This is a genomic window from Micropruina sp., assembly GCF_047607385.1.
In the GTDB taxonomy this organism is placed as follows: domain Bacteria; phylum Actinomycetota; class Actinomycetes; order Propionibacteriales; family Propionibacteriaceae; genus Micropruina.
This window is the reverse complement of record NZ_JASGDE010000018.1, coordinates 19059-33731: the sequence shown is the minus strand read 5'-3', so window position 1 is coordinate 33731 and position 14673 is coordinate 19059. Positions and strand designations below refer to the sequence as shown.

The following is a 14673-nucleotide window of genomic DNA, read 5'->3' as shown; positions in this document are numbered from 1 at the left end:
ACTAGGATCGCGGGGGAGTCTGGAGGGACGATGAAAAGCGTGCGTTGGGTGCTCGTCACGGTCGTGGCGGGACTGCTGGTGCTGGTGGGGTGCTCCAATCCGGGGGCCAATGTGGCCGCCAGCGTGAACGGGGTGTCGATCCCGGTCTCCCGGGTCGAGGGCCCGGTGAAGGCCATCGGCGAGACCGGCGGCCAGCTGGCCGAGCCGCACGCGATCGTGCTGTCCTACGCGATTCGCGGTGAGATCGCCCGGGCCATCGCCACCGAGCAGGGCATCCAGCTCACCGGCGACGCGCGCACCACCGTGCTCAACGCGAATCCCAACCTGGCCGCGTTCGGCGACGACCCGCAGGTCTCCGGCTTCGTCGACGACGTGGTCGACTCGACCCTGGTGATCAACCGGGTCGGCGAGACCGCGTTCCTGGCCCGGGTGGCGCAGGCCTCCGTCCAGGTGAACCCGCGCTACGGGTCCTGGTCGGTGGAGTCGGCGGCCATCGCCCAGTCCGGCGGTCAGCTGTCCAAGCCCTGGGCAACGCCCAGCGCTCCCGCCTGAGCCCGTGTCTCATCCGCAGCTGGAGCGCCTCGTCGAGGTGATGCGGACGCTGCGTCGCGGCTGCCCGTGGGACGCCGAGCAGACCCACGAATCGCTGGTCGGCTACCTGGTCGAGGAGACCCTGGAAGTGGTCGAGGCGATCGAGGACGGCTCCGATCCGGCGCTGCTGGAGGAGCTCGGCGACCTGCTGCTGCAGGTGGTCTTCCATGCCGAGATCGCCGATCAGGAGGGTCGCTTCGACATCGAGGACGTGGCCCGCGGGATCGCCGACAAGCTGGTCGCCCGGCACCCGCACGTCTTCGCGTCCGAGCCGGTGCCGGACGACATGCTGGCCAGTTGGGAGCAGCGCAAGCGGGCCGAGAAGGGACGCACCTCGGTGCTGGACGGGATCCCGCAGCGGATGTCGGCGCTGACCCGGGCCGCCAAGGTGATCGCCCGCAGCGACTGGCAGGGGTCGGGCACCCCGACGCCGACCCCGTCCGACGACATCGGGGAGCGGATCCTGGCCCTGGTCATGGAGGCGCACGCCCGCGGTGTGGACGCCGAACAGGCCACCCGCGCCGCCGTCCGGGAGCTGGAGCGCCGGATCGTCGCCGCCGAAACGGCCGGCTGAACCAGCCGACTGGACCAGCCCTCCGGGCCGGAACCCGGACCGCGCCGGCGAGTCCCGGGCACGGATCGATTCCGTTCCTCGTCAACCCCCATCCCCAGCGGGGCTCGGACCGATAGGGTGAAGGCGACGTTTCCACCACCCGAAAGGCACTGCATCGTGGCAAGCATCGAATTCGTGGACGCCCGCGAGATTCTGGATTCCCGGGGCAACCCCACCATCGAGGTCGAGGTCATCCTCGACGACGGCTCCCAGGGACGCGCCGCGGTTCCCTCCGGCGCCTCCACCGGCGCCTTCGAGGCCGCTGAACTCCGTGACGGCGACAAGAGCCGTTACGGCGGCAAGGGTGTGCTGAAGGCCGTCGAGAACGTGCAGCAGCAGCTCTCCGCCGAGATCACCAACGTGTTCGAGGCCGACGCGCAGCGTGCGATCGACCAGGCGATGATCGAACTGGACGGCACCCCGAACAAGTCCAAGCTGGGCGCCAACGCGATCCTGGGCGTGTCGCTGGCCGTCGCGCACGCGGCCGCCGAGTCCGCCGGCCTGCCGCTCTACAAGTACCTGGGTGGCCCGACCGCGAACCTGCTCCCGGTTCCGATGATGAACATCCTCAACGGTGGGTCGCACGCCGACTCCAACGTCGACATCCAGGAGTTCATGATCGCCCCGATCGGCGCCAGCACCTTCGCCGAGGCGCTGGAGATGGGCGCCGGTGTCTACCACGCCCTGAAGGCCGTGCTGAAGGGCCGCGGGCTGGCCACCGGCCTGGGCGACGAGGGCGGCTTCGCCCCGAACCTGGAGAGCAACCGGGCCGCGCTCGACCTGATCGTCGAGGCCATCGGCAACGCCGGCTTCGAGCCCGGCAAGGACGTCGCGCTGGCGCTCGACGTGGCCGCCTCCGAGTTCTTCAACGAGGACGGCACCTACGCCTTCGAGGGCCAGTCGAAGACCTCGGCCGAGATGGTCGCCTACTACGCCGACCTGGTCGCCAACTACCCGCTGGTCTCCATCGAGGATCCGCTCAACGAGGAGGACTGGGACGGCTGGAAGGCCATCACCGACGAGCTGGGCGACAAGGTGCAGCTGGTCGGCGACGACCTGTTCGTCACCAACGTCGAGCGGCTCAAGCGGGGCATCGACACCGGCACCGCCAACGCGCTGCTGGTCAAGGTGAACCAGATCGGCTCGCTGACCGAGACCATCGACGCCGTCACCATGGCCCATCACGCCAAGTACTCCACGATGATGAGCCACCGTTCCGGCGAGACCGAGGACACCACCATCGCCGACCTGGCCGTCGCCCTGGGCTGTGGCCAGATCAAGTCGGGCGCCCCGGCGCGCACCGAGCGGGTGGCCAAGTACAACCAGCTGCTCCGCATCGAGGAGGACCTGGAGGACGCGGCACGCTACGCCGGTGCCGCCGCCTTCCCGAGGTTCAGCGCCAACTGACCGTACGATTGACCTGATGAGAGGTCAGGTCTGATGGCTCGCGACAGGCGACCACCACGTACATCGCCAGCCGGCCCGGGTCGTTCCACACGCACCCGGGCCGGCTCGCGCGCGTCCGGAGCCAGGCCGGCCGCGACGCCGGACGCCGAGGCGCAGACCCCGGCGTCCGCACCGAAGGCCGCGTCCCGGCTGCCCAAGCTGCCCGGACGCCTCGGGCTGACCCGGCGGGCGCTGGCGGTGCTCAGCGTCCTGGTGGTGCTGGCGCTGTCCTACGCCAACTCGCTGCGGATCTATCTCGACCAGCAGCGCGATCTGGCCGCGGCGAACCAGCAGATCCAGGAGCGCACCCAGCGGATCAGCCAGCTCGAGGACGAGATCCGGCGCTGGAACGACCCGGCCTACGTGAAGGCCCAGGCCCGGGCCCAATTGGGCTGGCTGCTGCCGGGCGAGACCGGGTATCGGGTGATCGGCCCGGACGGCAAGCCGCTCGGTACCGGGGTGGTGCTGGACTCCGAGAACGAATTGCCCCCCGGCGAGCACTCCCAGATGTGGTTCGACCGGCTCTGGGGTTCGGTGGAGACCGCCGACAACCCCACCCGCAAGGTCGGACGCTGACCGCTGCCCGAACCCCGCCGGTGGGTGGTACGACGGGGACGGTTCCTTTCGTCCCACTGGTGATACCTTTCCGGCCGCTGGGCCCGTCCCGCACTTCGACAGCCCACCGGCCAGCGGGCAGAATGACCCCATGCCCGCGTCCCTGATCGACCCTGCCGACATCGCGGCGATCGAGGAACAGCTGGGCCGCACCCCGCGTGGCCTGGTCCGCGTCGCCTGGCGGTGCGCGAGCGGTCACCCGGGTGTCGTGGTCACCACGCCGCGGTTGCCGGACGGCACCCCGTTCCCGACCACCTACTACCTGACCTGCCCGCTGGCGGTCGCCGGCTGCTCCACCCTTGAAGCACAAGGTGTGATGGCCGAGATGACCCGGCGGCTCGGTGAGGACGCCGAACTGGCCGCCCGCTACGCCGCGGCCCACGACGCCTACCTGGCCGACCGCAAGGCTCTCGGTGAGGTGCCCGAGATCGACCGGGTCAGTGCCGGCGGCATGCCGACCCGGGTGAAATGCCTACACGTCCTGGTGGCGCATGCGCTGGCGGCCGGGCCGGGGGTGAACCCGCTCGGCGACGAGGCGGTGGAACTACTGCGAGATTTCCCGTTCGGCGAGTGTCTGGGGGCGGCATGAAGGTTGCGGCGATCGACTGCGGAACCAACTCGGTGCGACTGCTGGTCGCGGAGCCGGCGTCCGGGGGTGGGCTGGTCGACCTCGATCGCCGGCTGATCCTGACCCGGCTCGGCCAGGGCGTGGACGCCACCGGCCAGTTCCACCCCGACGCCCTGCGCCGCACCCTGGACGCCTTCGCCGAATACGCCCAGGTGATCGAGGAGTTCGGTGCCGACCGGGTCCGCCTGGTGGCCACCTCGGCCGCCCGGGACGCGTCCAACCGCGACGAGTTCTTCGCCGGCGCCCGCAGCCTGCTCGGTGTGGACGCCGAGATCATCAGCGGGGACGAGGAGGCGGCGCTGTCGTTCCGCGGCGCCCTGACCGCGCTGCCGGACGTCGCCGCCCCCGCCCTGGTGATGGACATCGGCGGCGGCTCCACCGAACTGGTGCTGGGCAGCGGCGGGATCACCCCCCGGATCGAGCACGGCCTCTCTCTCGACATCGGCAGCGTCCGGGTTCGGGAGCGTTTCCTGGCCGGCGACCCGCCCACCGGCGCGCAGATCGACGCGGCGTCCGACTACATCGACGCGCTGCTCGACTCCTCCGGCATCCCGTTCGCCGACGTGGCCACCTGGATCGGGGTGGGCGGTACCGCCACGTCTTTGTCGGCGGTCAGCCAGCGGCTGCCCGAGTACGACCGGACCAGGGTGCACGGCTCCACGCTGGCTCGCCACGACCTGTCCGCGCTCACTCAGCAACTGCTCGGCTCCAGCGTCGCGCAGGTCCGCGAGCTGCCGTCCATGCATCCCAAGCGGGCCGACGTGATCTGCGCCGGCGCCCTGATCGCGGACCGGGTCGGACGCCGGGTGCAGGTCGATCTCACCGTCAGCGAGTCGGACATCCTGGACGGCCTCGCCCTCGGCCTGTTGGAGGCCTGACCGGCCCTGCCCGACACGGTGCCGTCCGGGCCGGGCTCCTCTAGGATCGAGCCGTGCCCCCGTAGCCCAACCGGCAGAGGCAGGCGGCTTAAACCCGCCCCAGTGCGGGTTCGAACCCCGCCGGGGGCACCCAGCAGCCCGATGCGACGAGGGCTGGCCACCGACGGCAACTACATCGACTTCTGGGCGGAGTGACCCGAGGTCGCCGACGAGCCGTCCGGGAGCCGCGGAGGTCAGCTCACCCGTTCGTACTCTTCGACCACGACGCCGGAGTTGAACGTCCGCGCGCTGACCAGTCGAAACGACCTGACCGGGGCAGCTGTGCCGCCGCCGAACATCGGGATGCCGGCGCCCAGCACCACGGGGTTGCGTTTCAGCACCAGCCGGTCGATCTCGGGCAGCAGCGCCCCGGCCAGTTCGCCTCCGCCGCACAGGTAGATCGCCAACCCGTCCTCCCGTTTCAACGCCCGGACGGTGGCGAGGGCGTCCGCGGTGAACGTGACGCCCTCGGGTGGCGTCGTCTCCGAGCGGGTCGCCACATATTCGCGCAGCTGCGCGTACGGACGTTCGATGCCGACCGTGCGGGCGATGTCATAGCTGTGCCGACCCTGGATCACCGTGTCGAACCGGGTTCGCGGCGGCTCGATGCCCAGCGCGGTCAGGACGTGGGCGGGGAGCGCGTCGGCGAACTCGCCCACGATCACGCTCAGGTGATCGCCTTCCAGCGGGAAGGCGTCGTAGCTGCCGTCCGGAGCGGCGATGTAGCCGTCGATCGAGACTGCCACGTAGTAGACCAACTCGCGCACGGCGGCTCCAATCACTACTGATGTCGTGGTTGGAATCTACCACGACATCGGTAGTGATTGCGATAGGTTGGCGAGGTGCCACGAAACGCGGAGCGCCGCACCGTGCTCGCCGATGCGGCGGTACGGGTGCTGGCCCGGCAGGGCGCCCGCGGGCTGACCCACCGGGCGGTCGACGCCGAGGCCGCGGTTCCGACCGGCACCGCGTCCAATTACTTCGCATCCCGCGACGAGATCGTGGACGCGATCCTGCTGCGGATCGGCGAGCGTCTTCAGCCCGACCCTCGGGTGCATGCGGCTCTCGCCGAGCGGACGCCGGACCGGACCCTGTTCGCCGCCTACCTGCGCGACATCGTCCATCGCCTCACCGCCGACCGGGACGCCGCCATCGCCCTGTTCGAACTGCGACTCGAGGCGACCCGCCGGCCCCATGTCGCCGACATTCTGAACACCTGGCAACGCCAGGAACTGCGCGCCGACGTCGAGTTCACCGAACGGATGGGGCTGCCCGGCGACCGCGCCGCCATCGTCCTGTTCCACTACGCACTCGATGGCCTGATCCTCGACCAGCTCACCGTCCCGCTCGATCCGGACGCCGATCCCGACGCGGCGGTGGGCGTCCTGGTGGAGCGGGTCCTCGGTCCCCGGAGCTGACCGAGGGCGGTTGCCGCCCCCTCCGGCGCGGTTTCGGGTCGCCGACTCAGGGAGGAACCGGGGGTGGGAAGCTTCCCGGCGTTCCGCGCGTTACCTACTATGGATGCACATCCACTAGGAGGAAGAAACCCACATGCGTAGCTCCAACCCCGTTCTCTCGAGGCCGGATGCTTTCACCCCGCAACAGCAACAGAACCCGTACGGCTACCAGCAGTACGGCCAGCCGCAGGGTCAGTTCGGCTATCAGCAGCCGGGCCAGCCCTTCCCCGGCCAGCAGTACCCGCAGGATCCGGTCCAGGCGACCCGCGGGGTGATGACCATCGACGACGTGATCACCAAGTCGGCGATCACGATGGGCACCGTCATCGCCTCCGCCGCGCTGACCTTCATGTTCCTGCCGCGGACGCTGTTGCTGCCGGCGATGATCGTCAGTGCGCTGGTGGGCTTCGTCACCGTCCTGCTGGTCTCCGCGCGGCGGGTGATCAACCCGGGGATGGTGCTGGCCTACGCCGCCATCGAGGGTGTCTTCATCGGTGCTGTCAGCAAGGTCTACGAGTCCGCCTGGGGCGGCATCGTCCCGACCGCGGTGATGGCGACGCTGATCACCGCCGCTGCCACGCTCGGCGCCTACAAGTTCTTCCGGATCAAGGTCAACAACAAGTTCCGCAAGATGGTGATGATCGGCACCATGGCCTACGCCGCCGTCCTGCTGGTGAACTTCGTGCTGTCGCTGTTCGGCATGGGCTTCCTGTTCTCGGGCGGCAACCTGGCCTTCCTGCTGCTGATCTCCGCGATCGGCGTGGGGCTGGCGGTGTTCAACCTGATCCTCGACTTCGACTACATCGAGCAGGGCATCGCGATGCGCGCCCCCGAGTCGGAGTCCTGGCGCGGCGCCTTCGGCCTGACCGTCACCATGGTCTGGCTCTACATCGAGATGCTGCGGCTGCTGTCCTACTTCCGGTCCAACTGACCTCGATCTCGTCACAACGCCGCCGGGTCCGTCCGGCGGCGTTGTCGCGTTTCCGCGTCCCCCCGACGCAGCGCTCGCCTAACTATTTCCCGCTCGCTGAACTCAGCGAGCGCTAAATAGTTAGGCGAGCGGTCGATGGGGGAGGAGGCCGGACGCCTCAGCCGGCGTTGCGTCGGCGGTAGCCGAACCGGGCGGCCAGCGTGGCCAGATGGCGGTCCAGCAGTGCCCGGGACCCGGCCGCCCAGTGCAGCCGGTGCCACTGGTTCAGCGGCACCCAGCGAGCGGACGCCGTGGTGCCCCCGACGTCCCGGACCACCGGGTCGGTGGGCTCCGGGCAGGTCGCCGCATAGATGATCCGGACGGCGTGGAAGTCCTCGACGACACCGCGCGGCGAGCGTCCGATCCAGTGGTCGGTCTGGACGTCCAGCAGCTGGGAGATTTCGACGTGCTGGTCGGTTTCCTCCACGGCCTCGCGAATCACCGCCTGGCTGGGATTCTCACCCGGGTCGATGCCGCCGCCCGGCAGCCCCCACGAGTGCGGAACCGCGGTGCGCTCGGAGAACTCGGTGGCCAGCAGCCCCCGGCGGCTCAGCACGATCGCATAGGCGGCCAGCCGCTGCCGGACCAACGGGTCGCCGAGTTCGTCCTCGGTCAGGCCGGGGTCGAGCGCCCGGCGGCGACGCAGCCCGCGACTGGACACCGCCCGGCCGTGGGCCGAGACCTGCACGGTCAGGGTCAGCTCGTCGCCCTGGCCGGTCGCCGACAGCGGCCGGACGATTCGGTAGCCGAGTTCCCAGGCCAGTTGATGCGGATCGGCGCCATGCTCGAGCGGACGGGCGAAGACGCTCGCTCCGCCCGCGACCACGACGCCGACGATCTGCATCTGCCCATGATGACCGAGGGTTTTGGGCAGACCAAACCGACTCCCCGGCGCACCCCGGCTGCGGGCTGACCGTCGACGGCGTCCGCACGTACACTCAGTCACACTCTCGCGGCGAAGGAGCGGACGGTGCAGTACAGGGACTCGGCGGGCCTGGACAGCTCGCAGGTGCGCAGCAGTTCCGGAGCGGCGGGCGGCAAGCTGGCCGTCGGCGGCGTCGGCGGCCTGGTGATCGTGCTGCTGGCGGTCTTCCTCGGCTTCGACCCGAGCGCGCTGCTCAGCGGTACCGAGGCCGGGCCGCAGCAGAACACCGACAGCTATGCCCAGTGCCGCACGGGGGCCGACATCGAGCAGAACCGCGATTGCCGGTTCGTCGCCTACACCAACTCGATCCAGGCGTACTGGAGCAAGGCGCTGCCTGGCTACCAGCCGACCACCACCAACATCTTCACCGGCCGGGTGAGCACCGCCTGCGGTACCGCGACGTCCGCGGTGGGGCCGTTCTACTGCCCGGTCGACCGGGTGGTCTATCTGGACACCGGCTTCTTCGACCAGCTCACCCGGCAACTCGGCGCCAAGGGCGGGGACGCCGCCGAGGCCTACGTGATCGCCCACGAGTACGGGCATCACATCTCCAACCTGACCGGCGTGCTGGAGCGGGCGCAGCAGGCGGGCAACCAGACCGGGCCCAACTCGCCCCAGGTGAAGCTCGAACTGCAGGCCGACTGCTACGCGGGGGTGTGGCTGGCGAACGCGGCCAAGGACGCTGCGTCCCCGATCGCCGCGGTGACCCGCGACGACATGCTGCGGGCCGCGGACGCCGCCCGCGCGGTGGGTGACGACCGGATCCAGGAGCAGTCCACCGGACGGGTCGACCGGGAGTCCTGGACGCACGGGTCGGCGAAGCAACGGCAGGACTGGCTGACCAGAGGATTCAACTCCGGGGATCCCCGGCAGTGTGACACCTTCGCCGCCTGAGCACCGCCGAGCCACGAAAAGGCCCTGCCTAACTATCTGCGCCCTCCCGCATGCGGGAGGGCGCAGATAGTTAGGCAGGGCCTTGTCGGCTGGGGAAAGTGCGGGCGGGGGAGGACCCGGGCGGCGTCCGGGCCCAGCGGTTCAGCGGGTGAGTTCCTGGCCGTCCAGGTCGGTGGTCAGCGAGGTGCTTCCGATGGTGAAGTGCATCCGGGGGATGCCGGTGCGCTCCCGGTCGTCCACGGTCACCTGCCAGCGGGTGCCGGCGTCGAACAGGCCCTTGAGCCGGGCGTCGGCGAGCACTCGCCAGATCGCGGACGCCCGTACCCGGGACACGCTGAAGGTGGGCAGATCGGAGCGCTGCGACCGCTCGTTGATGGTGACCGGGACGGTGGAGGTGCGCAGCCGCCGGATCGTGGTGGTGGCGCTGCCGGGCAGGTCGACCCAGGCGCCCAGATTCGACTGCACCCCGATCGCCAGGGCGTTGGCGCCGGTCGCGGTGACGTCGTCCAGGCCGCGTTGGATGCCGCCCTCGGTGTTGAAGTCGAGGGTGGGCAGCAGGCCCCCGTCCGGGTAGAAGAAGACGGTGCGCGACTCCGGAAGGGTGGACACGCTCATGAACAGCTCGCCGGCCGAGGAGTCCACGATCTGCAGTTCCTGGCCGCTCTCCGAGCCGGAGATGGCGGCGGCGGCACGGAACAGCCCGCCGATGTTGTCGATGTTGAACTCGTCGATCGAGAAGACCCGCTGCTGCACGTAGGCGACATCGCTGTCCACCTGCTTGATGGTGTTGTCCCGCCAGGCCCAGGTCTCCGGCTGGTCGTCCTTGACCACGGTGATGGCGGCCCACTCCTTGGCGATCTCGACCTGGATCAGCCGCGGGGTGCCGGCCTTGGCGATCAGCCGGCGGATCATCGCGCGCGCCTGCTCGGGGGCGGTGAGATCGACCGCGACCGGGGACGGGCTGCTGCTCGGGCTCGTCGTCGGGGTGGGCGGGGTGCATCCGCCGAGCAGGGTGACCACGACCACGGCCGCGGCCAGGGCTCGGGGGGATCGCACCAGGCGAGACTACCCGTCCAGGGCAGACTGGGGCCCATGGACCTGAACCGGGATGCCCTGTCCGTCGCCCCCGATCTGCTCGGGATGCGGCTCCGGGTGGGGCCGGTGACGCTGCGGATCACCGAGGTGGAGGCCTACCACGGCGCCGACGATCCGGCCGCGCACGCCTACCGGGGCTGGCGCCCGCACACCCGGCACCTGTTCGAGCCGCCCGGCACGCTGTACTGCTACCGGTCCTACGGCATTCACATCTGCGCCAACCTGGTCTGCGGCCCGGACGGCAGCGGCTCGGCGGTGCTGCTGCGTGCCGGCCAGGTGGTGGAGGGGCTGGACGTCGCGCGCGCCCGGCGTCCCGGCGTCCCCGATGTCCGGCTGGCTCGCGGACCCGGGTGCCTGGGCCAGGCGCTGGCGCTGACCCTGGCGGATTCCGGACGCCGCCTCGGCGAGCCCGAGCTGGACCTGCTGCCTCGGCGGGAGGAGAGCGGACGGATCGCGACCGGGCCGCGGGTCGGGGTGTCGGTGGCTGCCCGCCGGCAGTGGCGGTTCTGGCTGGCCGGGGATCCGACGGTGTCGGTCTACCGTCCCAGCCCGCGGCTGCGGCCGGCCGCGCCCGCAGCGGCGGGTGAGAATGGTGCCGCAACGTAAGGCGGGGCCGGACCAAGTATGAGTTGGTCCGGCCCCTGTTCGCTCGGGGAAGACGACTCCCGAACTCCGGTCGGCTCGCCGGCTCGTCCGCTCGTCTTACGGAACACCCGTGGATTGCTCCCCGGGCAATGAGCCCCGATCTCCTACCGTGTACCGGATCACTGGTGACGGCCCTGTGAAGTCTTTCGACTCCGGTTCGTCGGATCCGGCGTAGAGCTATTTCTACTCCGCATCGCGGGCCGGCGCAAGGCTTTTCGGGGAGGTTTTCCGTCGACTTCGGCGATCCGTCTCGCGTTCGGGTATCTGCCTGTCACAAGGGGCTTTGCTCGTCCCAACTGTCTCAGCTGTCACAGCCGGGCGGCGTCCGGGAACGACTCGACCGGACCACCTCATACGCGGTCCGGTCGCAACTCCTTTCTATCCGCTGAGCGTTCGCCAACTGTGGATCGACACGCCGCACGCGGCCGTCACGCCGGGAGTATGGTGGCTCTACCGGTCATCGTCGACCGGGTTCGGACCGATCGGATCGAGGTTTCAATGTCAGATCAGAGTGCGAGCGACTCGCTCGAAGAGTCCCAGGACACCACCGTTGTCGTGGCGCGGTCGGTGTCCCAACCGGTGAAGGAAGTGTGGCGGCTGCTGGCCACCCCGGTGGGTGCCGAGGCACTGCTGGGCGAGGGCGGCCTCCTCGGCGACAAGGGCGACAGCTGGCGATCCAACAACGGCACCTACGGCGTGGTACGCAGCTATCACCCGCTGGAGCAGATCCGCTTCAGTTGGCACGCGGACGCCGAAGCCCCCAAATCGCTGGTCGACCTGCACCTGGTCAAGCAGTCCGAGGACTCCACGGTGGTCGAGATCCGGCACGAGCACATCCCGGGCGGTTGGGACGTCGACGCGATCACCCAGCACTGGGAGAGCGCACTCGACCGGATCGCACAAGCGAGCTGATCTTCTGCGGTTCCGCAGGCACCGACGGGGCCCCGACCGATGACGGTCCGGGCCCCGTCCGCATGTCCAGCCCGGTCCGCAGGTCGGGCGCCGTCCGCATGTCCAGCCCGGTCCGGGTGTCGGGTGCCGTAGCTCAGCTGGCGAACCGGGCCGCGGAGCGGGCGCGGGCCTTGGCCGCCTCCACCTCGCGGTTCTTCGGCGGGGCGGTGGTGGTCAGGTGGTCGAGCAGGTGCTGGGTGATCTGGGCGATCTCCTCGACCGCCTCGTCGAAGTACTGCTGATTGGCCTTGGACGGCTTGGTGGTCCCGGACACCTTGCGGACGAACTGCAGCGCGGCCGCGCGCACCTCGTCACTGGACGCCGGCGGCTCGAAGTTGTTCAGCGGGCGGATGTTGCGACACATGCGGTCACCCTACGCCGCACCGTCCCGGCCGCCCAGGGCCGTGCCGAGGCCCCGCGGATCGCCCAGCGCCGGCGCAGCGCGGGCACAGCGGCCGCACAGTCCGGCTTCGTACAACTGATCCATGAGCGATTCGGTACTGGCGAGGCGGGTCTCCCGCAGGCTGTTGTTCGGCGGCGGCGCCGCCGGCGTGGTGGGCCTGGGCGGGACGACCGCCTGGGCGCTCAACCGGTACGTCATCGAACATGTCGAGGGCACGGTGACCGAGAGCACCACCGCGGCACCCACCGGCACGGTGAGCGACAACCGCTACACCAGCGCCAGCACCTCGCTGACCGTCGAGAAGGTCTCCACCGGCTCCGGTTCGGACGCCGTCACCTACTTCGTCGCCGACATCACCACCAGCGACGCCACCCTGATCCGTTCGGCCTTCGCGAAGGACTCCTTCGGGTCGAACATCATCGACTACCCCTCCACGATGGCCGCCGCCAAGAACGCGGTGCTGGCGATCAACGGCGACTACTACGGCTTCCGCGACACCGGCATCGTGGTCCGCAACGGCGTCGCCTACCGCGACAAGGGCGCCCGGCAGGGTCTCGCGCTGTACCGGGACGGCTCGATGGCGCTCTACGACGAGACCGCGACCAGTGCGCAACGGCTGATCGACGACGGCGTCTTCCACACCCTGTCCTTCGGGCCCGGGATGGTGGCCGACGGCAAGGCGGTCGCCGGCATCGACGCGATCGAGATCGACACCAACTTCGGCAACCACTCGATCCAGGGCGACCAGCCGAGAACCGGGGTCGGGATGATCGAGCCCGGCCATTTCCTGTGGATCGTGGTGGACGGCCGCAGCACCGGCTACAGCCGCGGGGTCGGCCTGCCGGAGTTCGCCCAACTGTTCCTGGACCGCGGGGCCACCCTCGCCTACAACCTGGACGGCGGCGGATCGTCGGCGATGGTGTTCGACGACGCGCTGGTCAACAACCCGTTGGGCCGGGGCAAGGAGCGCGGCACCTCCGACATCCTGTACCTGGCGGGCTGAGCCATGGTGCTGCTGATCCCCGCCTACGAGCCGGACCACAAGCTGCTCGACCTGCTCCGCGAGCTGGCCGACATCGCTCCCGAACTGGACGTGGTGGTGGTCGACGACGGCAGCGGCCCGCTCTACGCACCGGTGTTCTCCGACGCCTCCGCCCTGGGCGCGGACGTGATCGGGTTCGCCGTCAACCACGGCAAGGGTGCGGCGCTGAAGCACGGTTTCGCGCACATCGCGGCGCACTACCCGGGCCAGGACGTGGTCTGCGCCGACTCCGACGGCCAGCACCGGGTCCTGGACATCCTCCGGGTCGGCCGCGCGGTCCGTCCCGGGGCGATGGTGCTCGGCGTCCGGTCCTTCGGTGGCCGCGTGCCGGCCCGCAGCCGGGTCGGGAACGCCATCACCCGCTGGGTCTTCCGCGCGGTGACCGGCGTTCCGGTGAGCGACACCCAGACCGGGCTGCGGGGCTACCCGGCGTCCGCGCTGAGCTGGCTGGGCAGTGTTCCGGGGGACCGGTTCGAGTACGAACTCAACCTGCTGCTGCGGGCCCGGGGTGCCGGCTGGACGATCGAGGAGCTGCCGATAGACACCGTCTATCTGGCCGGGAACGCCTCCTCGCATTTCCGTCCGCTGGCCGATTCGATCCGCGTCTACCGGCCGCTGCTGGCCTTCTCGGCGTCCTCACTGGCCGGCTTCGCGGTCGACCTGCTGGTGCTGCTGGCGATGCAGGCCTGGACCGGCAACCTGCTGGTCTCGGTGATCGTGGCACGCGCGGTGAGCTCGGCGGCGAATTTCGCGATCAACCGGCGCCTGGTGTTCGCGTCGCGGCGTCGGACCCGCGGCGCGCTGGGCCGCTACTACCTGCTGGTGTCGGTGCTGCTGCTCGCCAATTACGGTCTGCTGGCCGCGCTGACCGGCCTCGGCATGGCGTTGCTGGCCGCCAAGCTGCTGGTCGAACCCGTGCTCTTCCTGGCCAGCTACCACGTCCAGCGCAGCCTGGTCTTCGGTGCCGGCGGCTCGGTCGGGGCCGTGGCGCTGGAACGGGAACCCGTGCTTGCCGGGAGGCGCTGAGCGCCGTGATGAGCGGTTTCAGCCGCGCCGGCGCCATTCGATCGCGGGGCAGGTGTCCATCACCATCGGCAGCCCGGCGGCTTGGGCGCGGGCGAAGGCGTCGTGGTCGATCACGCCCAGCTGGAACCACACCCCGCCGGCGCCGATGGCCAGGGCTTCGTCGACGAACGGGCCGGCGGCCTCGGAGCGGCGGAAGACGTCCACCACGTCGATGTGGAACGGCACCTCGGCCAGCGACGGGTAGCCCTGCTCGCCGAGCACGGTCGGTGCGGCCGGATGGATCGGGACGATCCGTTTGCCGCGGCTCTGCAGCAACGCGGCGATGGCGTACGCGGTGCGTTCCGGATTGTCGGACAGCCCGACCACGGCCCACACCTCGGACCGGTCCAGGAAGTGGTCGATGGCGGCCTGGTCCTGCCAGGCCGGGCGGGTCGGCGCGTCCGAGGTCATGGCGG

Annotated in this window: 18 protein-coding genes and 1 tRNA gene; 14 read left to right on the top strand and 5 right to left on the bottom strand. The window is 70.2% G+C overall.

All coding sequences use genetic code 11. The features are described from left to right. The first annotated feature begins 30 nt into the window (after positions 1 to 30). The 7 genes from QM582_RS01395 to QM582_RS01365 all read left to right on the top strand — a co-directional run bounded on the left by QM582_RS01395 (position 31) and on the right by QM582_RS01365 (position 4900). Positions 31 to 552, top strand: a complete 522-nt coding sequence (locus tag QM582_RS01395) for a hypothetical protein (RefSeq protein ID WP_415081078.1) — start codon at positions 31 to 33, stop codon at positions 550 to 552. 40 nt (positions 553 to 592) lie between these two features. Then, a complete protein-coding gene (locus QM582_RS01390; protein ID WP_415081126.1) occupies positions 593 to 1165 on the top strand; it encodes a MazG family protein in 573 nt (190 codons plus the stop codon). A gap of 156 nt (positions 1166 to 1321) precedes the next feature. Further along, positions 1322 to 2611 (top strand): phosphopyruvate hydratase, encoded by a 1290-nt coding sequence (eno, locus tag QM582_RS01385; protein ID WP_415081076.1) that lies wholly within the window; start codon positions 1322 to 1324, stop codon positions 2609 to 2611. Positions 2612 to 2644: 33 nt separating this feature from the next. Beyond that, positions 2645 to 3226 (top strand): FtsB family cell division protein, encoded by a 582-nt coding sequence (locus QM582_RS01380; RefSeq protein ID WP_415081074.1) that lies wholly within the window; start codon positions 2645 to 2647, stop codon positions 3224 to 3226. A gap of 130 nt (positions 3227 to 3356) precedes the next feature. After that, positions 3357 to 3854, top strand: a complete 498-nt coding sequence (locus QM582_RS01375; RefSeq protein WP_415081072.1) for a DUF501 domain-containing protein — start codon at positions 3357 to 3359, stop codon at positions 3852 to 3854. After that, positions 3851 to 4771, top strand: a complete 921-nt coding sequence (locus tag QM582_RS01370; protein WP_415081070.1) for an exopolyphosphatase — start codon at positions 3851 to 3853, stop codon at positions 4769 to 4771. Before QM582_RS01375 ends, QM582_RS01370 begins: the two co-directional genes overlap by 4 nt. A 55-nt stretch (positions 4772 to 4826) precedes the next feature. After that, positions 4827 to 4900, top strand: a tRNA-Leu gene (locus QM582_RS01365). 104 nt (positions 4901 to 5004) lie between these two features. On the opposite strand, the gene QM582_RS01360 is transcribed toward QM582_RS01365, so the two are convergent. Beyond that, positions 5005 to 5577: a dihydrofolate reductase family protein gene (locus QM582_RS01360; protein ID WP_415081068.1), complete on the bottom strand. Its 573-nt coding sequence runs from the start codon at positions 5575 to 5577 to the stop codon at positions 5005 to 5007. Between the two features lie 75 nt (positions 5578 to 5652). Between QM582_RS01360 and QM582_RS01355 the strand changes: the two genes are divergently transcribed. Together QM582_RS01355 and QM582_RS01350 are read left to right on the top strand one after the other, a co-directional pair. After that, complete coding sequence (locus QM582_RS01355; protein WP_415081066.1) at positions 5653 to 6228, top strand: TetR/AcrR family transcriptional regulator; 576 nt, start codon at positions 5653 to 5655, stop codon at positions 6226 to 6228. Between the two features lie 133 nt (positions 6229 to 6361). Continuing rightward, the gene (locus QM582_RS01350) at positions 6362 to 7198 is read left to right on the top strand and encodes a Bax inhibitor-1/YccA family membrane protein (protein WP_415081064.1); all 837 of its coding nucleotides are present in this window, start codon (positions 6362 to 6364) and stop codon (positions 7196 to 7198) included. Positions 7199 to 7355: 157 nt separating this feature from the next. Here QM582_RS01350 and QM582_RS01345 read toward each other — a convergent pair whose 3' ends face one another. Continuing rightward, positions 7356 to 8081 (bottom strand): NUDIX hydrolase, encoded by a 726-nt coding sequence (locus tag QM582_RS01345; RefSeq protein ID WP_415081062.1) that lies wholly within the window; start codon positions 8079 to 8081, stop codon positions 7356 to 7358. A gap of 126 nt (positions 8082 to 8207) precedes the next feature. On the opposite strand from QM582_RS01345, the gene QM582_RS01340 reads away from it, so the two are divergent. Next, entirely contained in the window at positions 8208 to 9056 is an 849-nt protein-coding gene (locus QM582_RS01340) for a neutral zinc metallopeptidase (protein WP_415081060.1), read from the top strand. A 141-nt stretch (positions 9057 to 9197) separates the two neighbouring features. Here QM582_RS01340 and QM582_RS01335 read toward each other — a convergent pair whose 3' ends face one another. After that, positions 9198 to 10112 carry a hypothetical protein gene (locus QM582_RS01335; RefSeq protein WP_415081058.1) on the bottom strand — a complete coding sequence of 305 codons (915 nt, stop codon included), beginning with the start codon at positions 10110 to 10112 and terminating at the stop codon, positions 9198 to 9200. A 36-nt stretch (positions 10113 to 10148) separates the two neighbouring features. Between QM582_RS01335 and QM582_RS01330 the strand changes: the two genes are divergently transcribed. Next, a complete protein-coding gene (locus QM582_RS01330; protein ID WP_415081056.1) occupies positions 10149 to 10757 on the top strand; it encodes a DNA-3-methyladenine glycosylase in 609 nt (202 codons plus the stop codon). Positions 10758 to 11294: 537 nt separating this feature from the next. Continuing rightward, on the top strand, positions 11295 to 11708 hold the full coding sequence (locus QM582_RS01325) for an SRPBCC domain-containing protein (RefSeq protein WP_415081054.1): 414 nt from the start codon (positions 11295 to 11297) through the stop codon (positions 11706 to 11708). 133 nt (positions 11709 to 11841) lie between these two features. Here the strand turns inward: QM582_RS01325 and QM582_RS01320 are convergent, their stop codons facing one another. Then, a complete protein-coding gene (locus QM582_RS01320) occupies positions 11842 to 12111 on the bottom strand; it encodes a DUF2277 domain-containing protein (protein ID WP_415081052.1) in 270 nt (89 codons plus the stop codon). Between the two features lie 121 nt (positions 12112 to 12232). Here QM582_RS01320 and QM582_RS01315 point away from each other — a divergent pair, with 121 nt between their 5' ends. Both QM582_RS01315 and QM582_RS01310 read left to right on the top strand, forming a co-directional pair. After that, a complete protein-coding gene (locus QM582_RS01315; protein WP_415081051.1) occupies positions 12233 to 13153 on the top strand; it encodes a phosphodiester glycosidase family protein in 921 nt (306 codons plus the stop codon). Positions 13154 to 13156: 3 nt separating this feature from the next. After that, a complete protein-coding gene (locus tag QM582_RS01310) occupies positions 13157 to 14218 on the top strand; it encodes a GtrA family protein (RefSeq protein WP_415081049.1) in 1062 nt (353 codons plus the stop codon). An 18-nt stretch (positions 14219 to 14236) separates the two neighbouring features. Here the strand turns inward: QM582_RS01310 and QM582_RS01305 are convergent, their stop codons facing one another. Further along, the gene (locus QM582_RS01305) at positions 14237 to 14668 is read right to left on the bottom strand and encodes a CoA-binding protein (RefSeq protein ID WP_415081047.1); all 432 of its coding nucleotides are present in this window, start codon (positions 14666 to 14668) and stop codon (positions 14237 to 14239) included. Positions 14669 to 14673: the final 5 nt, after the last annotated feature.